Consider the following 20,391-nt stretch of genomic DNA (forward strand, 5'->3'; position numbering starts at 1 on the left):
CTTATTTGTACATGCATACTTCTGGCCGCGCAAGGTAATTGCGTATACATACAGCGGACGGCAACCGCCCCAACCGAGCGTTTGGCAGGGCGGTTTCGGATATTCGGCGTTCAGCGGACGGTAATGCCCTCGGAGCGCATGGCGTCCTTCACCTGTCCAATGGTGAGATCGCCGAAGTGGAAGACGCTGGCCGCGAGTACCGCATCCGCGCCGGCCTCGACGGCGGGGGCGAAATCGCCGACCGTGCCCGCACCACCGCTGGCGATGACCGGGACCGAGACGGCGGCGCGCACCGCGCGAATCATGGTCAGGTCGAAACCGGCCTTGGTGCCGTCGGCGTCCATGGAGTTGAGCAGGACCTCGCCGACGCCGAGTTCCGCACCTCGAATGGCCCATTCGATCGCGTCGATGCCGGTGCCGCGCTTACCGCCGTGGGTGGTGACCTCCCAGCCGGACGGGGTGGGTTCCCCGCCCGCGGGTACGGTGCGGGCGTCGACCGAGAGCACAATGCACTGCGAGCCGAAGCGCTCCGACATCTCGCGCAGCACTTCGGGTCTGGCGATGGCGGCGGTATTCACCGACACCTTGTCCGCGCCCGCGCGCAGCAGCCGATCCACATCGGCCACGGTGCGCACCCCGCCGCCGACGGTGAGCGGAATGAAGATCTGCTCGGCGGTGCGGGTGACCACATCGATCATGGTGCCGCGGTCGCCGGTGGAGGCGGTGACATCGAGGAAGGTGAGTTCGTCCGCGCCCTGGGCGTCGTAGGCGGCGGCCAGTTCGACCGGATCGCCCGCGTCACGCAGGTTTTCGAAGTTGACACCCTTGACGACGCGACCGGCGTCGACATCCAGGCAGGGAATCACGCGTACTGCCAACGTCATTGGTTCGCCTCTCCTCGGACCTGATCGACACACACGCTGATCATGTCCAGTAGTTCTTCGTGCACTCCGGGCGCGGCCGCCAGCACCGACCCGGATTCGATGGTCCAGGCCTCACCCAGCAGGTCGGTGACGACACCGCCCGCGGCGCGCACCAGCGCGACTCCGGCGGCGTTGTCCCACGGGTGGTGGCCGAAGATCACGGCACCGCCCAGCACACCGGATGCGGTGTACGCCAAGTCGATTCCGGTGGAGCCGTGCATGCGCATGCGACCGGACAGGCGGCTGAGCGCCCCCAGCAGATTGAAACGGAAGCGGCCGGGGATGCGGCCCTCACCGTCGAGGTTGAAGGTACCGAAGCCGATCATGGAGTCCGACAGTTTGCCCCGTTCCAGCTGGGGCAGCGGGACGCCGTTGAGCAGAACCGGGCCGCCGACCGCAGCGGCGTAGCGCTGGCCGAGTACCGGCAGCCAGGTCAGGCCCAGTACCGGTACGCCGTCCTCGACCAGGGCCAGCAGCATGCCCGAAAGGGGATGTCCGGCCGAGTAATTGAAGGTGCCGTCGATGGGGTCGAGTACCCACGCAGTACCCGAGGTCAGCTGGGGGCCACCGAATTCCTCACCGTGCACCGGGATTCCGGTGCGGTCGCTCAACTGCTCCGAGATCTTGCGCTCGATCTCGAGATCGAGTGCGGTCGCGAAATCGTTGCGGCCCTTCTGAACCGCGCTGGGGGCTCCGAGCCCCTCCACGAAACGCGGTGCGGCAGCGTCGAGTACCTGGCTCGCGGTGGCGAGCAGTGCGGCGAGGTCGGCGGCCATCCGCTAGCGGACCGCTTCGAGCGCTTCGGGCAGGGTGAAACGGCCCGCGTACAGGGCCTTTCCAATAATCGCGCCCTCCACGCCCTCCTCGACCAGGGTCGCGATGGCGCGTAGGTCGTCGAGAGTGGAAACGCCTCCGGAGGCGATGACCGGCGCGTCGGTGGCATTGGCGACGTGGCTCAGCAGTTCCAGATTGGGGCCGGTGAGGGTGCCGTCCTTGCCGACATCGGTGACCACGTAGCGGGAGCAGCCGTCGCGCTCGAGCCGCTCGAGCACCTCCCACAGATCGCCGCCGTCGGTCACCCAGCCGCGCCCGCGCAGCCGCCATTCGCCGTCGATGAGCTTCACATCCAGGCCGACGGCAATGCGGTCGCCGTATTCGCCGATGGCCCGGGCACACCACTGCGGGTTCTCGATGGCGGCGGTGCCGAGGTTGACGCGCGCGCAGCCGGTAGCCAGGGCCATTTTCAACGATTCGTCATCGCGAATACCGCCGGACAGCTCCACCTTCACATCGAGCTCGCCGACCACCTGAGCCAGCAGTTCCCGATTCGAGCCCTTGCCGAACGCGGCATCCAAATCGACCAGATGCACCCACTCGGCGCCATCGTTCTGCCAGGCGAGGGCGGCATCGCGCGGGGAACCGTAGCTGGTTTCACTACCGGCCTCCCCCTGCACGAGGCGGACGGCCTCACCATTGGCGACATCGACGGCGGGTAGCAGCACAAGACTCACGTAGGCAGCTTAATGGTTGCTGGTCGGTGCCCCCGCGTCGGCCTGGGGTGATGCGGGCGCGATCACCCGATCGTGGCATGGGCCACCTCCGGCAGCGGAACGAGGCGGCCTAGCGGTGCCCGATGCCGTTGAGCCGCACGGGGGTCGGCGATCCGAAGCGGGCAGTCACGGCCGCCGCGTACAGCACGCTGTGCGGTGGGCCGGTCGGTGTGGGTACGCCACAGGCCGCGAACAGGCCTTCGTCGTGCCAGTCGAGGAGTTCAGCGCGGCGCAACGGCCATATTTCGTGCGCGACCGGGATCTGTAGCGTGCGGCCGTACCAACCCTGGTGCAGCGACCAGCGGGCGGTGAGCGCGGATTCCAGCTCGGTCGGCTCAATCGCTTCCCCAACGGCGACTCGACACCGCACACCCGCTCCCTCCGGAGGCGGGTAGCGGCGTGCGGTGCGGTAGGCGATCTCGGTGCCGACACGGTCACACGAAATATCCGCCCAGGTGTAAGGCAGCGCCAAACTCGCCCGCGACAGCGCCGCGAAGGTCGGATCCGTCGCCTCCATGGTGCGAAAAACCACGCCCCGCCGACCACTTGCATCCACGCTGTAGAGCCGCACATTGAGCTCGCGAAAGCTGGGATACGGAATACCACCGAACCGCAGCCCCGCCATCCGCAGCCCGATCACCCCGACCCAGCAGGTTCCGTCGACCACATCCGGCTCGGTATTCGGCGGCAGCAGTGGGCGGACCGTCTCCGGGGCGATCGGCCAGTGCAGGAACACCACATCACGCCAGGTCTGCCGCACCGGCGAGACCGGAATGTCGTGGTCGGCGGTCACGGGTGGCTGCATTGCCATGGACCCATTCTCCGCCGAACGAGGACCGAGCCGTCGTCACAGTGGTGACGGACCGGTTACTCGGCGGGCCGGCCTACAGCGATCGCACCCAATTGCGCAGCAGGTGGGCCCCCGCGTCGCCGGACTTCTCCGGGTGGAACTGGGTGGCCGACAGTGGGCCGTTCTCGACGGCGGCGAGGAAGCGGACGCCGTGTTCGGACCAGGTGAGTTTGGCGGGGTCGAGGCTGCCGTCGTCGTTCCATTCCCATTTCTGGGCGGCGTAGGAGTGGACGAAGTAGAAGCGGGTGTCGGGGTCCATGCCCGCGAACAGGACGCTGTCCGCCGGGGCCGCGACCGTGTTCCAGCCCATGTGTGGGAGGACGGGGGCTTGCAGCCGCTCCACGGTGCCGGGCCATTCGCCGCAGCCTTCGGTCTCCACGCCGAATTCGACGCCGCGCTCGAAGAGGATCTGCATACCCACGCAGATGCCGAGAACGGGGCGGCCCCCGGCGAGACGTTTGCCGATAATGCGTTCGCCGCGTACCTCTTTGAGACCCGCCATGCACGCGGCGTACGCGCCGACGCCGGGGACGACGAGACCGTCCGCGTTCAAGGCGATTTCGGGATCGGCGGTGACGGTGACCTCGGCGCCGGCGCGCACCAGGGCGCGTTCGGCGGAGTGCAGATTGCCGGAGCCGTAGTCGAGCAGGGCCAGCTTCTTGGGGCTCACAGCGTTCCCTTCGTGGAGGGGACGCCGCTCACGCGCGGGTCGTATTCGACGGCGGCCCGCAGCGCCCGTGCGACGGCCTTGAATTCGGCCTCGGTGATGTGGTGCTGGTCGCGGCCGTAGAGCACGCGGACGTGCAGGGCGATGCGCGCGTTCGAGGCAATGGATTCGAAGACGTGGCGGTTGATCACCGTCGAATACGACGCTCCCGCACCGACACTGGGAATAATGGCGTGCAGCATGTGTTCCGGTTCGCCGGTGTGCACGCAGTAGGGGCGGCCGGAGACATCCACGATCGCCTGGGCGAGGGTTTCGTCCATGGGGATGTAGGAGTCACCGAAGCGGCGGATGCCCTTCTTGTCACCGAGCGCCTGGGCGAGGGCCTGGCCGATGACAATGGCGGTGTCCTCGACCGTATGGTGGGCCTCGATCTCGATATCGCCCTTGGCCTGCACGGTCAGGTCGAAGCTGCCGTGCTGACCGAATGCGGTGAGCATGTGGTCGAAGAACGGCACCCCGGTGGAGATGTCGGTCTTACCGCTGCCGTCGAGATTGAGTTCGACGACAATGCTGGATTCCCGGGTGGTGCGTTCCACCCGCGCGATTCGGTCCATTCTCGCTTCCGTACTACTCATCGGGAGATCAGCTCCTCGGACACCAATTTCGCGCTGGCGCGCAGGAACTCGTCGTTCTCGGCGGCCAGGCCGATGGTGGCGCGCAGATAGCCGGGGATACCGACGTCGCGAATCAGCACGCCCTCGTCGAGGTAGCGCTGCCAGGCTCGCGGGGCATCGGCGAAGTAGCCGAACAGGATGAAGTTGGCGTCGGAGGGAATCACGTCGAAGCCCAAGCCGGTCAACGCTTCCGCCACCCGATCCCGCTGTGCGGCGAGTTCGGCGACGCTGCCCAGGGTTTCGTCGGCATGCCGCAGCGCCGCGCGCGCGGCCGCCTGAGTCACCACGGACAGGTGGTAGGGCAGGCGCACCAGCAGCATGGCGTCGATAACGGCGGGCGCGGCGGCCAGGTACCCCAGGCGTCCGCCCGCGAAGGCGAACGCCTTCGACATGGTGCGGCTGACAACGAGTTTCGCCGGGTACCGGTCGATGAGCGAAATGGCCGACGGTGCGGAGGAGAACTCACCGTACGCCTCGTCCACCACCACGATGCCGGGGGCGGCATCGAGGATCCGCTCCAGGTCGCCGAGCGGAATGCTGTGCCCGGTCGGGTTATTGGGGCTGGTCACGAACACCACATCGGGACGGCGTTCACCGATCACGGTGACGGCGTAGTCGATATCGAGGGCGAAGTCGCCACCACGCTTGGCTTCCACCCACTCGGTATCGATGCCCTCGGAGATGATCGGGTGCATCGAATAGGACGGCACGAAACCCATCGCACTGCGTCCGGGCCCGCCGAAGGCCTGCAGCAACTGCTGCAGGATCTCATTGGAACCGTTGGCCGCCCACACATTCGAGACATCCACCGGGACGCCGGTCTGCCGGGTCAGGTAGGCGGCGAGATCGGCACGCAGCGCGACGGCGTCGCGGTCGGGGTATCGGTGCAGGTCGACCGCTGCCGCGCGAATGGATTCGGCGACATCGTCGACGAGGGCCTTACTCGGCGGGTGCGGGTTCTCATTGGTATTGAGCTGTACCGGCACGGTGAGTTGCGGTGCGCCGTACGGCTTCTTACCGCGCAGGTTGTCCCGCAGCGGCAGTTCGTCGAGGCTGATCCCCGCACCGGGCACGGTCACCGAGGCCGTGACGATTGTTCCCTCGCCGCGCTCGCTCATGACAGCGCCCCGAACCGCACCTGCACGGCCTGACCGTGTGCGGGCAGATCCTCGGCATTGGCGAGCGCCACCACGTGTCCGGCGACATCCTTCAGCGCGGCCTCGGAGTAGTCGACGACGTGAATGCCGCGCAGGAAGGTCTGCACGCTCAAACCCGAGGAGTGCCGGGCACATCCGGCGGTGGGCAGTACGTGGTTGGAGCCCGCGCAGTAGTCACCGAGGCTGACCGGCGACCAGGCACCGACGAAAACCGCTCCGGCACTGCGCACCCGGGCGGCGACGGCGGGCGCGTCGACGGTCTGGATCTCGAGGTGTTCGGCGGCGTAGGCATTGACGACGCGCAGACCCTGCGCGATGTCGTCGACGAGTACGGTGCCGGACTGCTTGCCGGACAACGCTTCCGCGACCCGGTCGTGGTGTTTGACCACGGCCGTCTGCGCGGTCAGCGCGGCGTCGACCGCATCGGCCAATGCCACGCTGTCGGTCACCAGCACGCTGGCGGCGAGGACATCGTGTTCGGCCTGTGAGATGAGGTCGGCGGCCACATGTGCGGGGTCGGCGGTGCCGTCGGCCAGAATCGCGATCTCGGTGGGGCCGGCCTCGGCGTCGATGCCGACCAGTCCACGGCACAGCCGTTTGGCGGCGGTCACATAGATATTGCCCGGGCCGGTGATCATGTCGACCGGTTCCAGCCGCGCGCCATCGGTATCGATACCGCCGTAGGACAGCAGCGCCACGGCCTGCGCACCGCCGACCGCCCACACCTCGTCGACGCCGAGCAGTTCGGCGGCGGCCAGAATGGTCGGGTGCGGCAGTCCACCGAACCGGGCCTGCGGCGGCGAGGCCACCACCAGGGATTCGACCCCGGCGGCCTGTGCCGGGACCACATTCATAATGACGCTGGACGGGTAGACGGCATTGCCGCCCGGCACATACAGGCCGACCCGTTCGACGGGCACCCAGCGCTCGGTGACGGTGCCGCCGGGCACCACCTGGGTGGTCTTATCGGTGCGGCGCTGATCGTCGTGCACCTTGCGGGTGCGTTCGATGGCGACCTCGAGCGCGGCCCGCACCGACGGGTCCAGCTCGGCGAGGGCCCGACCGAGCTCGGCGGCCGGAACCCGCACGGCGGCGGGACGCACACCGTCGAACTTCTCGCTGTAGTCCAGCGCCGCCGCGACGCCCCGATCGCGAATATCCTCCACGACCGGCCGCACATGATGCAGCACCGAGTCCACGTCCACTCCCCCGCGCGGCAGTGCCGCGCGCAGTTCGGCGGTGGTGGGAGTACGTCCGCGCAGATCCACGCGGGCGAGCTCGATGCGGCTTGTCATAGCGCTGTGCAGTCCTTGTCTGTGCTGATCATCAAGGGGTCGGGTACCCGGCCGGAACCGGCCACGACCAGCTACCAGACTATCGGGTCGATGCCAGCGCATACGTGCCGCACCGCGCTCGGGTCGCGCGGTGCACGATCGCTGCGACGCAGGTCACATCGGCAGGGTGTGACGGCGGGATGCCACCAGCCCTCGACCCTGGGGCCCACGCCCAGCAACCGACGGTGGTCACCGCTTCGTCGCTCCTACGTATTCGCCCCGGATCGGGCGTGCGCATCGGCCGCAGCAACGACAATGATCTGACACCCGATGATGCCCGGGTGAGCCGATCTCACGCCCGCCTGGTGGTGCGCGCCGCCGGGGTGGTGGCGCACCATCTCGGCTCGGTGAGCGGGGGCCTACCAGTAGGGGCTCGAACACCAAGCCCCCGTTGATCGACGGTGCCGTCGTCGCGGCGGCCAGCGCCGCACAGATGGCGACTCCTCTGGACGCTGTCATTCCTCGCTCGCTATATCGCCATGTCCGAATTCCCATGGCATCTCTCCTGTTCCGGGAGGCGGAACCCGAGGAGCTCTCGCACAAACCTCGAGGCGGAGCCAGGGTTACTCGGCGACGAGTCGGCGGATAGTGAGCGGTTCGGCCAGGATGCGGTCCAGTACGCCTTTGACGTGCTCGAAGTGGGGGGTCGCGAAGTGGACGTCGATGGCGTCCGGGCCCGTCCACTCCTCCAGCAGCACCATGTGCGCCCGATCATTGGGGTCGGCGAAGGGCCGGTAGGCCAGGCAACCGGGTTCGGCGAGCGAGGGTTCGATCATGGCTTCCAGGGCAGTGCGGAGACGGTCCTCCTGGCCTTGGCGGGCGCGGAATTCGGCGATGAGGTGCACGGTCATGGGAGGCTCCTTCGGGTTCGGTTGCCGGGCGGGGATCGACGTGGTCAGGGGTGAGCTGGGCCGGTACCCGCGCCGGTGGCGGTGATCGCGGCGGCGATCTCGTTCAGATCCGTCGGGGTCAGGGTGAAGGTCCGGGCTCCGACCCAGCCGTCGATCTGGGCGGGATTGCGGGCGCCGACAATGGCTCCGGTGACACCGGGCCAGGAGATGGCCCAGACCAGGGCGACTTCGGCGACGGCCATGCCGTACCGGGCGGCGATGGGGCGCAGCGCGTCGACCAGGGCCAGGTTGGCGGGCAGGTCGGTGGTGAAATCGGCGCTGCCGGAACGCCAGTCGTCGGTCGACAGCACGCGGTCGGCGGTGAACGCACCGGTGAGCAGGCCCGATTGCAGCGGGGAGTAGGCGATGACGCCGGTGTTGTGCGCACGCGCCCAGGCGATTTCGGGGGCGGCGGTGCGGTTGATGGCGGAGAACGGTGGCTGGATGGCATCCACGTGGGCGATGTCTTCGGCTATATCGAGTTGCGCCGCATCGTGATTGGACAGGCCGATGGCGCGGACCTTGCCTTCCTTCTTCAGATCGGCCATTACCTGCCAGTACTCCTGCAGCGGGGTGGCGTCGGCCGAGATCTCGCCCTCTTCCCGGTAGACGAATACATCGCCGGTATCGGGCCAGTGCACCTGGTAGAGGTCGATGTGGTCGACCCGCAGGCGGCGCAGAGACGCCTCCAATTCCGCGCGAACGACATCGGGTCGCATAATGCGGCGCGGCGGGCCGGAGCGGTCGTCACCGTCCGACCAGACCAGTCCGGTCTTGGTGAAGATGTAGGGGCGGTCGGCCGCTGGGATATCGGCCAGCGCCCGGCCGATGAGTTCCTCCGAATGGCCGAGGCCGTAGGCGGGGGCGGTGTCGATCCAGTTGATGCCGCTGTCCGCCGCGTGCCGGATGGCGGCGATGGAGTCGGCGTCATCGGTCGCACCCCACGAGTACTCCCAGCCGGGACCCGAGATGACCCAGGTGCCGAAGCCGAGCGGGGTGATCTCCATGCCGGTGTCGCCGAGCGGGCGGGTGCCGTGCTCACCCGTCGCCTGACCGTCGCCCCTCACCGAGGCCGCGCGTGACGCTGTGCTCATCGAAATCTCCTCCGGTACCGGATCCGTTCCGGCTGTGAGCACTACTTTCGCCGGTCGCGGGCGAGGTAAACAGTGCCGCGCGAGCCTGGGCACGCGATGACCAGGATGCCCATTCCGCCGCCTTGGATACTGGTCCCATGACCTTGGACCGACGCGCCGAACTCGGCGAATTCCTGCGCTCGCGCCGCGCGCGGCTGCGGCCGGAGGAGGTGGGCCTGATCGATCATGGCGCTCGCCGCCGCGTGCCGGGCCTGCGCCGCGAGGAATTGGCCATGGTGGCCGGGGTCAGCGTGGACCACTATGTGCGGCTCGAACAGGGCCGCACCCTGCACTTTTCGGAATCAGTACTGGATGCGGTGGCGCGGGCGCTGCGATTGAATCCGGTGGAGCGCGATCATCTGTACCGGCTGGCCCGGCCGTGGTCCGGGGAAGAGTCACCCGGCGAACAGCAGGTGCGGCCGGGGCTGCGGCGGCTACTGGAAGCGGCCGATGTTCCCTCCTACATCGTCGGCCGCGGTACCGATGTGCTGGCCTGGAACCGCTCGGCCGCCGCCCTCATCACCGATTTCGGCGCTCTCCCACCGTGTGAGCGCAATCTCGCCCGGATGGTCTTCCTCGATGAGGGCATGCGCGAGCTCTACGAGGACTGGCAGGGCAAGGCCGCCGATGTGGTGGCCTATCTGCGCCTCGATGCCGCGCGTAATCCGAATGACGCGGGCATTGCCGCTCTAATCGACGAATTGTGCCGGAGTAGTGCGGATTTCCGCGACCTGTGGGAACGCCACGAACTCAGGGACAAGACCCACGGCCGCTATGTCTACCTGCATCCCGTGGTGGGCCGTCTCGACCTCGGCTATGAAACTCTGCGTCTGCCCGACGATCCGGATCAGGCGCTCGTCGCCCATACGGTGGAACCGGACTCCCCCAGCGCGGCGGCATTGAGCCTGTTGACGACCTGGGCAGCCGATGCGCCATCCGATGTGGGTCGCTGACAGCGTTCCACCGAAACTCGTTGGCGCATCGAAGGTGTGGATCCCGACCAAGCACACGCCGGATGACGGGGCAGAGCACTCCGAATAAAGGACGCTGTCGCCGGTGAGCGGCGCGGCACGTTCAGGGGGTGCAGCGCTCCCGCAGCGTCGGGACGCCGTCGCCCTCCAGGTCCGCGAGCGCGACGGTGCGGCCGACCATTGCCAGGGCGAGAGCTTCACCAGGCCCCCGCACCAGCGGACCGGAGCCCTTGGTCCAGTCCACATCGGTTGCTTCCCAGCGCAATCCGCGCAGATAGCGCTTGGGCTTGGCGAACGGGTCCGGGTAGTTCAACACAGCCAGCAGCCGCCCGGCCGGAATCTCCGTGCGGGGTCGGCCGAGCGGGCGGCGAATATCCTGCTGGTGAACGAACATGTCGGACAGGGCAAGTCCGGGCGAGAAGCGCGTGAACCAGCCGTTCGACCCGGCCAGCCGATCCACCAGTTCCTGCGGCGGCAGCGCGGCGAACCTGTCCACCAGGGCCTGATTGACGCGATCGACGGCGAATCCGGCACGCACGGTCATCAACAGATAGTTCGGCAATGACACGGTGTCGGTCTGCAAGTGCCCCACCAGATCCCGCACCCGCCACCCCGCACACAGCGTGGGCGTCTCCCATTCCTCGTTGGTCAGCGAGCGCAGCAGTTCCACCAGCTCCGCACGCTCCTCATGGAGCATCCCCCGCACGTTCATACCGAAAGACTAACCAGCGCAATGCTTCCGCGATAGAGCGTTTGACACTGTTGCCCCAGCAGCGTGACCGCACGGCGCCGCGCACCAACCAGTTGCGAGATCGTCTGACAGACAGTGCCGCGAAACATTCAGGCAGATTGCCAACTCGGAGAATCTCCCGCCCTCGCGGGCGGGAGAGGACATCACTGGGTATCGCTGTCGATCTGCAGGTTGCCGTTACCGGTGTCGATGACCCGCAGATCCACCGATTTACTGCTACCGCCGTAGGTGATCGAGGCCAGCACCATATCCACCGAACCGTCGGCGTTCTGGCTATTGCCGCCACGCGCGCCGCTGATGTTCTGGTAGCCCTGGATCTGGTTTTCCGACCAGTACTGCTGGAAGGCGTTCTGGCTGCCGTAGACCTGCTGCGCGGCGGGTGTCAGCAGATTCCACGCCGACCCGTACTGACCGTCGAGAATGTAGGAGTAGAACTGGTTGATCACCGTTCCGGCAGCGCCGACCTGCACGCTACCGACGCTCTCGGCCTGGCCCAGCGCGGAGCCCCTGGTGGTGGTCGTGGGAGGTCCGGTCACATTCGAGGTGGAGGGTCCGCCCGCGGTGCCGTCCGAATCTCCGCCGCCGGCATTCACCGCGATGAAGACACCGGCGACCACCGCCAAAACCGCGGCAAGGGCGATCCAGATGAATTTCCGGTTCGGTCCGTCGGTATGCGGTTCCAGTCCGCTGTGCGTGGTCGGCCCGGATGAGGCCGGGGGCCGCGGCGGCGGGGTGGTCTCCAATAGCGCGGCGGCACTGACCGCACCGGTGGGGATATCGGCATTGGCGGCCGGTCGGCGGTCCAGCGGCCGGGTGGGCGGTCGCGGTGGCGCGGGGCGACGCTGCGGTTCGGCCTGACGGTCGTGTTGCGGACGGCGCGACGCCATGACGCGGGTGGCCTCGGCATCGGGTCCGATCTCGGCGAAATCGGCCATCCGGTCGCGCACCTCGTGCATGCTCGGCCGGTCCTCCGGCTCGAAGCTGAGCAGTCGGCGCAGCAGATCTTCGAGCGGGCCCGCATTGCGCGGTTCGCTGAGCTGCCCGTTGGCCGCCGCGTACAGCAGTGCGAGCGGATTCGGATTGGTGCCGTACGGCGGTTCACCCTCGAGCGCGTGGAAGAGCGTGGCGCCCAGCGCGAAAACGTCGGCGGCGGGCGTCGGTTCCGCACCGCGCGCCACCTCCGGCGCGAGATAGGCGGCGGTGCCCGAGATCAAGCCCGTCGCGGTGAGGGTCACATCGCCCTTGGCCTTGGAGATACCGAAATCGGTGATCTTCACGGCCCCGTTGTCGCCGAGCAGGATATTGCCGGGTTTGACGTCGCGGTGCACGATGCTCACCCGATGCGCGGCAATGAGTGCCGACGCCACCTGCTCGCCGATGCGCGCCACCTGTGGCAGCGGCAGCGTGCCCTGCGAGGACAGCACCACCGCCAGGCTCTGCGACGGTAGATATTCCATCACGAGGCACGGGTCGCCCTCGTGCTCGGTGATGTCGAATACCACGATGGCGTTGGGATGTTGGAAGCGGGCGGCATTGCGGGCCTCACGGGCCGCGCGCTGCTTCACGATGTCCTTGTCCGACTGCGACAGGCTCGGTTGGGTGAGGATCTGCTTGACCGCCACCGACCGTTCCAGTCGCTCGTCGATGGCGCGCCAGACGACACCTGTGCCGCCGCTACCAATCCGTTCGACCAGGCGGTAATGCCCTGCGATCACTTGGCCGGTTTCGATGGCACTACTCCGAAGTTCTCCGCGCGAATGAATGAATGAGTCGACGCGGTTGCCCGCGTGTTTCCCCGGATGAGTGTAGCGGGCTCTGGCCATCGCGCCGACGTCAGCGCGAGATATGACTGAGATCTCGCTGAGATCCTCCTCGCAATCAGGTGATCGCGGCGTTACCAGCTGGGAAAACGTCGATGACAGTGTGCGGTGAGAATCACCCTTCGGGACGCACGGACCAGCCGCCGCGCGCCAGTTCGGCCGCATCGGCGGCGTCGAGTTCGATATCGAAGACCTCGGCGAGCAGCTTCGGCAGGTCGGTGTGGGCCAGTTCGCGGGTCTCGCCGGTGCCGTCGGGGTATTCGGTGGTCCAGGTGGTGCCGTCGAGGACGTGGTGGACCTCGGGCAGGAAGCGCTGCACGAAGGGCCGGGTGACGAACGGGGAACGCGGCCAGGTGGACACGTAGTGGTTCCCGACCTCGTAGTCGACGCGGTAGCTCGGGGTCACCGATGCGGTGTGCCGGTCGATCCAGCCGTCGCGGCCGAAGTGGTGCAGGGTCCACTCTTCGACGCCGAGCGCGTTCTCGGCGCGTTCCAGCCGGTAACGCCAGGCGCCGAGGGTGAATTCGCCGCGGTCCGCGATCAGCTCGATCGGTTCGAGTGGACCGGCACCGAAGCCGACATCGCAGAGCCAGGCTCGACCGTCGATGAGGACGCGCAGAATGGCGTGGGTGGCGGGCCGCAATCCGGGTGCGCCCATGGTGACGCGGGCGGAGAGGCCGTTGAATTCGAACCCGAGGCGTTCCAGGGCGGCGGCGAAGAGGGCGACGTTCTCGTAGCAGTAGCCGCCGCGACGACGGCGGATCATCTTGTCCTGGAGGGTTTTCAAGTCAAGGGGTATTGCGCGGCCGAGAATGGCTTCCAGGTTCTCGAACGGGATGCTGGTGGTGTGCGCGTAGGTGAGGGCGCGCAGAGTTGCCGAGGTGGGGGCGCGGTCGCCGGTGTAGCCGATGCGCGCGAGGTAGGCGTCCAGGTCCAATTCCGCGCCGCACCATTGGTAGGACGGGTCGACCGGGGTGCTCATCATCGCCTCCAACTGCTCGGGTTCGTTTCGATCAACACCGTTCGGGGCAAAACTGTTCCGAGCCAGCATGCCAGAAGCAAACTGGTCGGTCCCGCCAAATGTGACCGCCGCACCAGGATCAGCTGATCAAAGTCCGGACGCCCTCGCGATAGGTGGGTATTGCCGGTTTCCAACCCAGTTCGGATGTGGCCTTGGCATTGGATACCCGGATCGACAGATCCAGCATCTGAGCGGTGACCAGTGGGGTGGTCAGGCGCAGCAGGCGAGGCGGAACGCGCAGTGGACGGCGGACGCCGATAGCGGCGGCCATGGCGTCCAGCATGGCGTCCCAGGTGACGGGTTCCTCGTCGACAATGTTGTACGCCTGGCCCGCACGGCCGTTGTCGAGTGCGGCGACGGTGGCGGCCGCGGCGTCGTCGATATGGATGAATCCCATACTTCCGGTACCGCTCGATGGCAGTGGCAGCATGCGCAGTCTCAAGGCCCGTGTGAAAGTGGCGGATGCGCCGGGGCCGTAGAACAGACCGTAGCGCAGCGCAATTCCCTCGATTCCCGACTGCCAGGCCTGGTCCTCGGCCGCGTGCAGGGCGGCGAGGAAGGGGTCGTTCGCATCACCTTGGGGGCGGCCGAAGGAAGCGAGTTCGGTGACGGGTTCGGGTCCGTGATCGCGCAGGCCGTAACCGAGGATCAGCGATTGCGTCAGATACCGGCTCGCGCCGACAGCTTTCGCGAATTCGACGAGATGGCGGCTGCCGATATCGCGCAGGGTATTGGTGCGTCGCAGGCCGGGACTGCGGTAATGCGTTGGCGGGGAATGCTTATAAGCGGTGAGCTCGTGGATGACGGCGTCGGCCGCGAGCCCGTCGGCGGCGCGAAGCAGTGCCTCGCGATCGAGCACGTTCGCGACGACGGGTGTCGCGCCCAGCGCTCGTACCAGTTCGGTGCCGCGACCACCGCGGGTGAGGGCGTAGACGAGATGCCCGGATCGGCGCAGTGCGGCGACGAGTGGGCGTCCGATGGCACCGGTCGCGCCTGCCACCACGACTTTCATGGCGCACCTCCCCGTTTCGGTTCGATATCGAGCCTAGCGATCGGGGTGGGCACCGCCCATGGCCGTTCGCGCCATCATGGATACCACTGTTCGGGACCATAGCCTCGGACCTCGAGCAGGCCAGGCTTTCGGCCGATATCCACCACTGCGGGCTGTGGATTCCGACCGAGAACGCACCGGAGTGACGAAGGTGTCCAGCGCGAATGGCGAGGGCGACCGTGCGGCATGGCGACCTCACGTCCAGCACGGAACGACACGAACAGTTCGATCGTCCGATGTCGTAGCGTACGGTTACGATTCGCGCATGCGTTCGATAGATGTCGCGCAGCGGCGCGCGCGCTTGGCCGTTCGGCACCTACTCGCGCCCGAGACGCGGGTGGACGATGTCGAGGAGATCGTGCGCGCCATGGTGGTGTTGCATGCCACCGATCCGGCGACGGTATTCCTCTCGGTGGCGGCGCGCAGTCGCGAGGTCGAGCCCGGGCATGTGGAGAAGGCGCTCTACGAGGATCGGACGCTCCTGCGCATGTTGGCCATGCGGCGGACCATGTTCGTCGCGCCGCTCGAGCTGGTGCCGGTATTGCAGGCGTCGTGTGCGGACGCGTTGGCGGATAAGCAGCGTCGGACCTACGGGCGGTATATCGAGCAGGCCGGGGTCGTCGACGGCGATATCGCGACGTGGCTGGCCGAGGTCGAGGCGGAGACACATGCGGCGCTGCTCGCGCGGGGCAGCGCGACCGGGGCGCAGTTGAGTAAGGAGGTGCCGCGCTTGCGGACGCAGGTGGATGCCGCGCCCGGCAAGTCGTATTCGAAGCCATCGAATATCACCACGTGGGTGCTGGTGGCATTGGGTGCGGAGGGACGCATTGTGCGGGGGCGGCCCAATGGGAGTTGGTCGAGCAGCCAGTACACCTGGGCGCCGATCGAATCCTGGCTGCCCGCTGGGGTGCCGAAGCTGTCGGCCGAGGACGCGCGGGCGGAGTTGGTGCGCCGGTGGCTGTTCGCCTTCGGACCCGCGCCGGTGAGCGATATCAAGTGGTGGACCGGGTGGACCACCGGGGAGGTGCGAAAAGCCCTGCGGCACTTGGATACCGTCGAAGTCGACCTGGACGGCGTGACCGGTCTGGTGCTGGCCGACGATGTGGATCCGGTGCCCACCCCCGAACCGTGGGCCGCGCTGCTTCCCGCCCTCGACCCCACCCCCATGGGTTGGCAGTCCCGCGACTGGTACCTCGGCCCGCACGCCCCGGCGCTGTTCGACCGCAATGGCAATATCGGCCCCTCCGTATGGTGGGACGGCCGCATTGTCGGCGGTTGGGCGCAGCGCTCCGACGGTGAAATCGCTTGGCGGCTATTGGAAGACGTGGGCACCGACGCCCACCGACTGATCGAGGCCGAGGTCACCCGTCGCACCAACTGGTACGGCGACGTCCGCCCGATCCCCCGCTTCCGCACACCGTTGGAACGCGAACTCACCGCGTAACCACCGGGCCGTCCCCGTCGGATCGCGCCCGCCGGAGCCGTTGTACCCCGCGGGAATTCGCCGGGGTGTCGCCCGCTCCGACGCCTGTTAGGGTCGGCTGGTACATCTGCATGGTCCGGGCACGGGGGTGTGCTGGTCCGGACTTCTATCTCGGAGTGTGTCATGGCCTTCCTCAACCGTTTCCTCTACAACGCCGGCACGATCAGCAAATTGATCGAGACCGCACCGAAGTGGCGGGAGCAGTTACTGGCCAAGCGCAATGATCTGCGCGGCGGCACCTTCCGCGACTCCACCATGGGCATCTGCGCACTGGTCGCCGCCGCGGACGGCAGTATCGATCCGGCCGAACGCACCCGCATAGCCCAACTCATCGGCGCGGACCCGATCCTGCGGCAATTCCCCATCGATGAACTGCGCATCCTCTTCGAGGACAACTGCAACCGCATCGCCATGGACCCCGCCTTCGGCCGCGCCTACGTCATGCAGCAAATCGCCAAGGCCACCGGCAAACCCACCGAAGCCCGCGCGGTGATCCAAATCGGCATCATGATCGGCAACGCCGACGGCAACTTCGACCAACACGAGGTATCCGCAGTCCGCGAAGCCTGCCAGGCCCTCCACCTCGACCCCGAAGAATTCGGCATCTAGCCGACACTTCGGCCGAAGGGGAACTGCTGGCGGCACCCTGCGAGTAGCCGCCTCCAGTTCCCTGCCGCAGCTGCATCCCGTGCACGCGCACAGGGGTTAGGTGTCAGATCCGGCCGGGCCCCGAAGGTTGGAACCTCCCCACCACTCTCGATCGCGGCTGGAACCTGCACACGCGCACATGGGTCAGCATGCAAAGACTCAGAGAGCCCCCGCAAGCTGGGCTTCCACCGACCGCAAGCCGCGGACGGAACCTCCACTCACGGTTGGGGGTCGAGAGCGAAGCCGCTGAGCGCCCCGAAAGTCGGGACCCTCCACCACACGACTGGAACCCGCACCCACCGTTCGTGGTTCGGAGGCGAAGCCCCTGACCACCGCGAGTCGGGAGACCCTCCGCCAATCCCGAGGGCACACTGGGACCCGCACCCGCCGTTGGGGGCCGGCCCGTGGCGAATCCGGCCGCGCCGGACGCCGCTGGTAGTCCGGCTCGGCGATCCGAAACCGCGCACACAGCAGGGGAGTCGCCCAGCACTCCAGGACAGGCTCCTACGGAAGGGACGCCCGCCCAGCCGCACCACCCGGTGCGTCAACCGAACAGCGGCCGTTGTGGCGGCGGCGGGCCGGGCGGGAGTAGTCGGGTCGATGGTGTCGGCGACGAGCCCGTGAGAGCTCTGCGATCGGGATCTCCACCGGTCCCAGGGCATGACTGGAACCCGCGCCCACAGTTGGGGTTCGGGGGCGAAGCCCCTGAGAGTCCCGAGAGTTGGGCTTACTCACATGTCGAGGCCGAGGTCCAGGACTCGGACGGAGTGGGTGAGGGCTCCTACGGCCAGGTAGTCGACGCCGGTGCGGGCGTAGTCGGTGGCGGCGTCGAGGGTCAGGCCGCCGGAGGATTCGAGTGTGGTTCGGGGGGAGCGGGTGTTGCGGCGTTGGACGGCGGCCTGGGTGGCCCAGAGGGGGAAGTTGTCGAGGAGGACCAGTTCCACGTCTTCGGCCAGGACGGCGTCGAGTTGGTCGAGGCTGTCGACCTCGACTTCGCATTCGATCGTGGGGGCGAGGGCGCGGACGGCGTGTAGGGCGGCTACCACCGATCCGGCGGCGACCACGTGGTTGTCCTTGATGAGTGCGGCGTCGCCGAGCCCCATGCGGTGGTTGACGCCGCCGCCGACGCGGACCGCGTACTTCTGTAGGGCCCGCAGGCCGGGAAGTGTCTTGCGGCTGTCGCGGATTCGGCAGTCGGTGCCCGCCACCGCGTCCACCCACTCGGCGGTGGCGGTGGCGATGCCGGAGAGGTGGCAGACCAGATTCAGCAGGGTGCGTTCGGCGGTGAGCAGCGCGCGGGTCGGTGCGACCACGCGCAGCACCGCATCCCCGGGCGCGACCCGGGTGCCGTCCGCGACCCGCTCGCTGACCTCGTAATGTCCGGCCCCGATCACCTCATCGAGAACCAGCAGCCCGACATCGAGCCCGGCCACCGTTCCATGCTGCCGCGAAACCATCGCCGCCTTCGCGACGGCCTCGGCGGGAACCGTTGCGACCGTGGTGATATCGGGCCCGTATCGCAGATCCTCATCGAGAGCGGTCCGAATGAGCGCGAGCACCTCGTCGCGATCGAGTCCGGGATCGAGAGCCATTACTGCACTCCTAGCTGTGTTGAACGGGAATTACGCTGCCGCGGCGCTGTTCTCACAGGACGCTCGGCACCACTTCGCGGGTCCACGCCGGTGTCACCTCCCAGCCCTCGGTGACCAACTGCGGGCGACCGTCGTCGCCCAGGCGGATGGCCATGCTGCGGCGCGATTCCTCGCGGGGCTCGGGATAGTCCGAACGGGTATGGCAGCCGCGGCTTTCGGTACGTGCCGCCGCCGCGACGAGCATGGCGCGAGCGGTCAGGGTCAGCGCGGCGTCCTCGACATCGGAAACCGTCGGGGTCGCAGCGGAATCCGTCAGCGCCCCGGCCAGCGTTCCCGGCACCGAGGCCGCGGGCTGGAGCCTTCCGTCGGCGCGCGAGTCCTGCTGCGCTCCGGAGGTATTCGGCTGTCCATTCCACGGTGCCGCGATATCGTCGGTCCCACGTCCGCGGTCGGCGGATCGACGGGCGTCGGTCTGCTCGATCGCGGTGCGCGATGACGCGGCGGTTCCGCTCTCCGATAGCAGTCGCAGTAGCCGCAGCACACCCGCGCGCAGGCCGTCGCCATCGCGGACAACGGATGCGTGCTCGGTCATCAACTGCTGCAGGGGGGTTCGGGGCACACGGGGCAGTGTCAACGGCCCGGTATCGGTAATGCGCGCGGATTCGCCGAGGCGTTCGGTCGCCGCCGCGCCCACGCGCTCACCGACCACCAGTCCCTCGAGCAGGCTGTTGGAGGCGAGCCGATTGGCACCGTGCAGACCGGTGCGGGCGACCTCCCCCGCCGCGTAGAGCCCGGGAACGGTGGTGCGGCCGTGGGTATCGGTGACCACCCCGCCGCACTGGTAGTGCGCGGCGGGGGCGACCGGGATCAGGCCGGTACGCGGGTCGATCGCGGCGGCCAGGCAGGACGCCGTGATAGTCGGAAAGCGTTGCGAGAAACCGTCGATGGCACGCGCGTCGAGGTAGACATGATCGGTGCCGAGCTGCTGCATCCGGGCGGCGATGGCACGCGACACCACATCGCGGGGAGCGAGATCACCGCGCGGGTGCACCCCGGCGGTCACCGAATTGCCCTGGGTATCAACCAGCGCCGCACCTTCACCGCGCACCGCCTCGCTAATGAGCGGTCGCCGCCCGAGCCCGCCGCGCGCGAACAGTACGGTGGGGTGGAACTGCACGAACTCCAGATCGGCCACCGTCGCCCCCGCCCGCAGCGCCAGGGCGATACCGTCGGCGGTCGCACCGGCGGGGTTGGTACTGCACGCGTACAGCTGCCCGAGCCCACCGGTCGCCAGGAGTACGGCGGGTGCGTGCACCAGGCCGAAGCCCTGGTCCGACAGCGCGACAACACCCTGCACACCATTCGCGCCGGTAATGACCTCCACCACGGCCGCACCGAAGATCACCGGCAGCCCGGCCGCGTTGAGCGCCCGCTGCACCTCGGCCCCGGTGGCATCCCCACCGGCATGGATAATCCGCCGCGTACTGTGCCCACCCTCGCGAGTCCGCGACACCTCGCCATCGCGAGCGAGGTCGAATACCGCACCGAGATCGGTCAGCGCCGCGACGGCATCGCGTCCACCTTCGACAATGGACCGCACCGCCTCGTCATCACAGAGCCCGGCCCCGGCGACCACGGTGTCGTGCACATGGGACTGCACCGAATCCTCGTGCGGGGCAACAACAGCGATTCCACCCTGCGCATACTGCGTGGAGGTATCGGTGGGCCCACCCTTACTCAGGGTCAGTACCCGCAGCCCGCGCAGCGACGCGGTCCGAGCCGCGGTCAGCCCCGCGACCCCGCCGCCGACCACTACGAGATCGGCCTCGGCTTCCCAATTGATCGTGATACTCACCGGATATCTCCCTTCCCGGTG

Annotated in this window: 20 protein-coding genes; 4 read left to right on the forward strand and 16 right to left on the reverse strand. The window is 67.8% G+C overall.

Annotated features, from left to right (window positions below; all coding sequences use genetic code 11):
• Positions 1 to 110: 110 nt before the first annotated feature.
• The 8 genes from hisF to hisD all read right to left on the reverse strand — a co-directional run bounded on the left by hisF (position 111) and on the right by hisD (position 7,116).
• Positions 111 to 884: an imidazole glycerol phosphate synthase subunit HisF gene (hisF, locus tag NU1_RS06900; protein WP_067518518.1), complete on the reverse strand. Its 774-nt coding sequence runs from the start codon at positions 882 to 884 to the stop codon at positions 111 to 113.
• Positions 881 to 1,699: an inositol monophosphatase family protein gene (locus NU1_RS06905; protein ID WP_067518520.1), complete on the reverse strand. Its 819-nt coding sequence runs from the start codon at positions 1,697 to 1,699 to the stop codon at positions 881 to 883. Before NU1_RS06905 ends, hisF begins: the two co-directional genes overlap by 4 nt.
• 3 nt (positions 1,700 to 1,702) lie before the next feature.
• On the reverse strand, positions 1,703 to 2,434 hold the full coding sequence (gene priA, locus NU1_RS06910; protein ID WP_067518522.1) for a bifunctional 1-(5-phosphoribosyl)-5-((5-phosphoribosylamino)methylideneamino)imidazole-4-carboxamide isomerase/phosphoribosylanthranilate isomerase PriA: 732 nt from the start codon (positions 2,432 to 2,434) through the stop codon (positions 1,703 to 1,705).
• Between the two features lie 109 nt (positions 2,435 to 2,543).
• Entirely contained in the window at positions 2,544 to 3,284 is a 741-nt protein-coding gene (locus NU1_RS06915) for a YqjF family protein (RefSeq protein ID WP_067518524.1), read from the reverse strand.
• Between the two features lie 73 nt (positions 3,285 to 3,357).
• Complete coding sequence (gene hisH, locus NU1_RS06920) at positions 3,358 to 3,993, reverse strand: imidazole glycerol phosphate synthase subunit HisH (protein WP_067518526.1); 636 nt, start codon at positions 3,991 to 3,993, stop codon at positions 3,358 to 3,360.
• The gene (hisB, locus tag NU1_RS06925) at positions 3,990 to 4,625 is read right to left on the reverse strand and encodes an imidazoleglycerol-phosphate dehydratase HisB (RefSeq protein WP_067518528.1); all 636 of its coding nucleotides are present in this window, start codon (positions 4,623 to 4,625) and stop codon (positions 3,990 to 3,992) included. Before hisB ends, hisH begins: the two co-directional genes overlap by 4 nt.
• On the reverse strand, positions 4,622 to 5,782 hold the full coding sequence (locus NU1_RS06930) for a histidinol-phosphate transaminase (protein WP_067518530.1): 1,161 nt from the start codon (positions 5,780 to 5,782) through the stop codon (positions 4,622 to 4,624). Before NU1_RS06930 ends, hisB begins: the two co-directional genes overlap by 4 nt.
• The gene (gene hisD / locus NU1_RS06935; RefSeq protein ID WP_067518532.1) at positions 5,779 to 7,116 is read right to left on the reverse strand and encodes a histidinol dehydrogenase; all 1,338 of its coding nucleotides are present in this window, start codon (positions 7,114 to 7,116) and stop codon (positions 5,779 to 5,781) included. The genes NU1_RS06930 and hisD overlap by 4 nt, the downstream gene beginning before the upstream one ends.
• Before the next feature lie 179 nt (positions 7,117 to 7,295).
• On the opposite strand from hisD, the gene NU1_RS44145 reads away from it, so the two are divergent.
• On the forward strand, positions 7,296 to 7,550 hold the full coding sequence (locus tag NU1_RS44145; protein WP_084521045.1) for an FHA domain-containing protein: 255 nt from the start codon (positions 7,296 to 7,298) through the stop codon (positions 7,548 to 7,550).
• 168 nt (positions 7,551 to 7,718) lie between these two features.
• Here NU1_RS44145 and NU1_RS06940 read toward each other — a convergent pair whose 3' ends face one another.
• Both NU1_RS06940 and NU1_RS06945 read right to left on the reverse strand, forming a co-directional pair.
• Positions 7,719 to 8,006: a putative quinol monooxygenase gene (locus tag NU1_RS06940; protein WP_067518533.1), complete on the reverse strand. Its 288-nt coding sequence runs from the start codon at positions 8,004 to 8,006 to the stop codon at positions 7,719 to 7,721.
• Between the two features lie 44 nt (positions 8,007 to 8,050).
• Positions 8,051 to 9,139 (reverse strand): aldo/keto reductase, encoded by a 1,089-nt coding sequence (locus tag NU1_RS06945; RefSeq protein ID WP_212761722.1) that lies wholly within the window; start codon positions 9,137 to 9,139, stop codon positions 8,051 to 8,053.
• 137 nt (positions 9,140 to 9,276) lie between these two features.
• Between NU1_RS06945 and NU1_RS06950 the strand changes: the two genes are divergently transcribed.
• Positions 9,277 to 10,131 carry a helix-turn-helix transcriptional regulator gene (locus NU1_RS06950; protein WP_067518535.1) on the forward strand — a complete coding sequence of 285 codons (855 nt, stop codon included), beginning with the start codon at positions 9,277 to 9,279 and terminating at the stop codon, positions 10,129 to 10,131.
• A gap of 121 nt (positions 10,132 to 10,252) precedes the next feature.
• Here NU1_RS06950 and NU1_RS06955 read toward each other — a convergent pair whose 3' ends face one another.
• The 4 genes from NU1_RS06955 to NU1_RS06970 form a co-directional block, all read right to left on the reverse strand.
• Entirely contained in the window at positions 10,253 to 10,861 is a 609-nt protein-coding gene (locus NU1_RS06955) for a maleylpyruvate isomerase family mycothiol-dependent enzyme (RefSeq protein WP_067518538.1), read from the reverse strand.
• A 182-nt stretch (positions 10,862 to 11,043) separates the two neighbouring features.
• A complete protein-coding gene (locus NU1_RS06960; protein WP_067518540.1) occupies positions 11,044 to 12,615 on the reverse strand; it encodes a serine/threonine-protein kinase in 1,572 nt (523 codons plus the stop codon).
• Positions 12,616 to 12,835: 220 nt separating this feature from the next.
• Positions 12,836 to 13,702 carry an arylamine N-acetyltransferase family protein gene (locus tag NU1_RS06965; RefSeq protein ID WP_067518597.1) on the reverse strand — a complete coding sequence of 289 codons (867 nt, stop codon included), beginning with the start codon at positions 13,700 to 13,702 and terminating at the stop codon, positions 12,836 to 12,838.
• A gap of 118 nt (positions 13,703 to 13,820) precedes the next feature.
• Entirely contained in the window at positions 13,821 to 14,753 is a 933-nt protein-coding gene (locus tag NU1_RS06970; protein ID WP_067518542.1) for an NAD-dependent epimerase/dehydratase family protein, read from the reverse strand.
• 304 nt (positions 14,754 to 15,057) lie between these two features.
• Between NU1_RS06970 and NU1_RS06975 the strand changes: the two genes are divergently transcribed.
• Together NU1_RS06975 and NU1_RS06980 are read left to right on the forward strand one after the other, a co-directional pair.
• The gene (locus NU1_RS06975; RefSeq protein WP_067518599.1) at positions 15,058 to 16,236 is read left to right on the forward strand and encodes a winged helix DNA-binding domain-containing protein; all 1,179 of its coding nucleotides are present in this window, start codon (positions 15,058 to 15,060) and stop codon (positions 16,234 to 16,236) included.
• A gap of 162 nt (positions 16,237 to 16,398) precedes the next feature.
• On the forward strand, positions 16,399 to 16,884 hold the full coding sequence (locus tag NU1_RS06980; protein ID WP_067518544.1) for a tellurite resistance TerB family protein: 486 nt from the start codon (positions 16,399 to 16,401) through the stop codon (positions 16,882 to 16,884).
• A gap of 770 nt (positions 16,885 to 17,654) precedes the next feature.
• Here NU1_RS06980 and nadC read toward each other — a convergent pair.
• Together nadC and NU1_RS06990 are read right to left on the reverse strand one after the other, a co-directional pair.
• Complete coding sequence (gene nadC / locus NU1_RS06985; RefSeq protein WP_067518546.1) at positions 17,655 to 18,515, reverse strand: carboxylating nicotinate-nucleotide diphosphorylase; 861 nt, start codon at positions 18,513 to 18,515, stop codon at positions 17,655 to 17,657.
• A 52-nt stretch (positions 18,516 to 18,567) separates the two neighbouring features.
• Positions 18,568 to 20,370 (reverse strand): L-aspartate oxidase, encoded by a 1,803-nt coding sequence (locus NU1_RS06990; protein ID WP_084521047.1) that lies wholly within the window; start codon positions 20,368 to 20,370, stop codon positions 18,568 to 18,570.
• Between the last annotated feature and the right edge of the window lie 21 nt (positions 20,371 to 20,391).

Origin of the sequence: Nocardia uniformis NBRC 13702 (genome assembly GCF_001613345.1) — a bacterium.
In the GTDB taxonomy this organism is placed as follows: Bacteria; Actinomycetota; Actinomycetes; order Mycobacteriales; family Mycobacteriaceae; genus Nocardia; species Nocardia uniformis.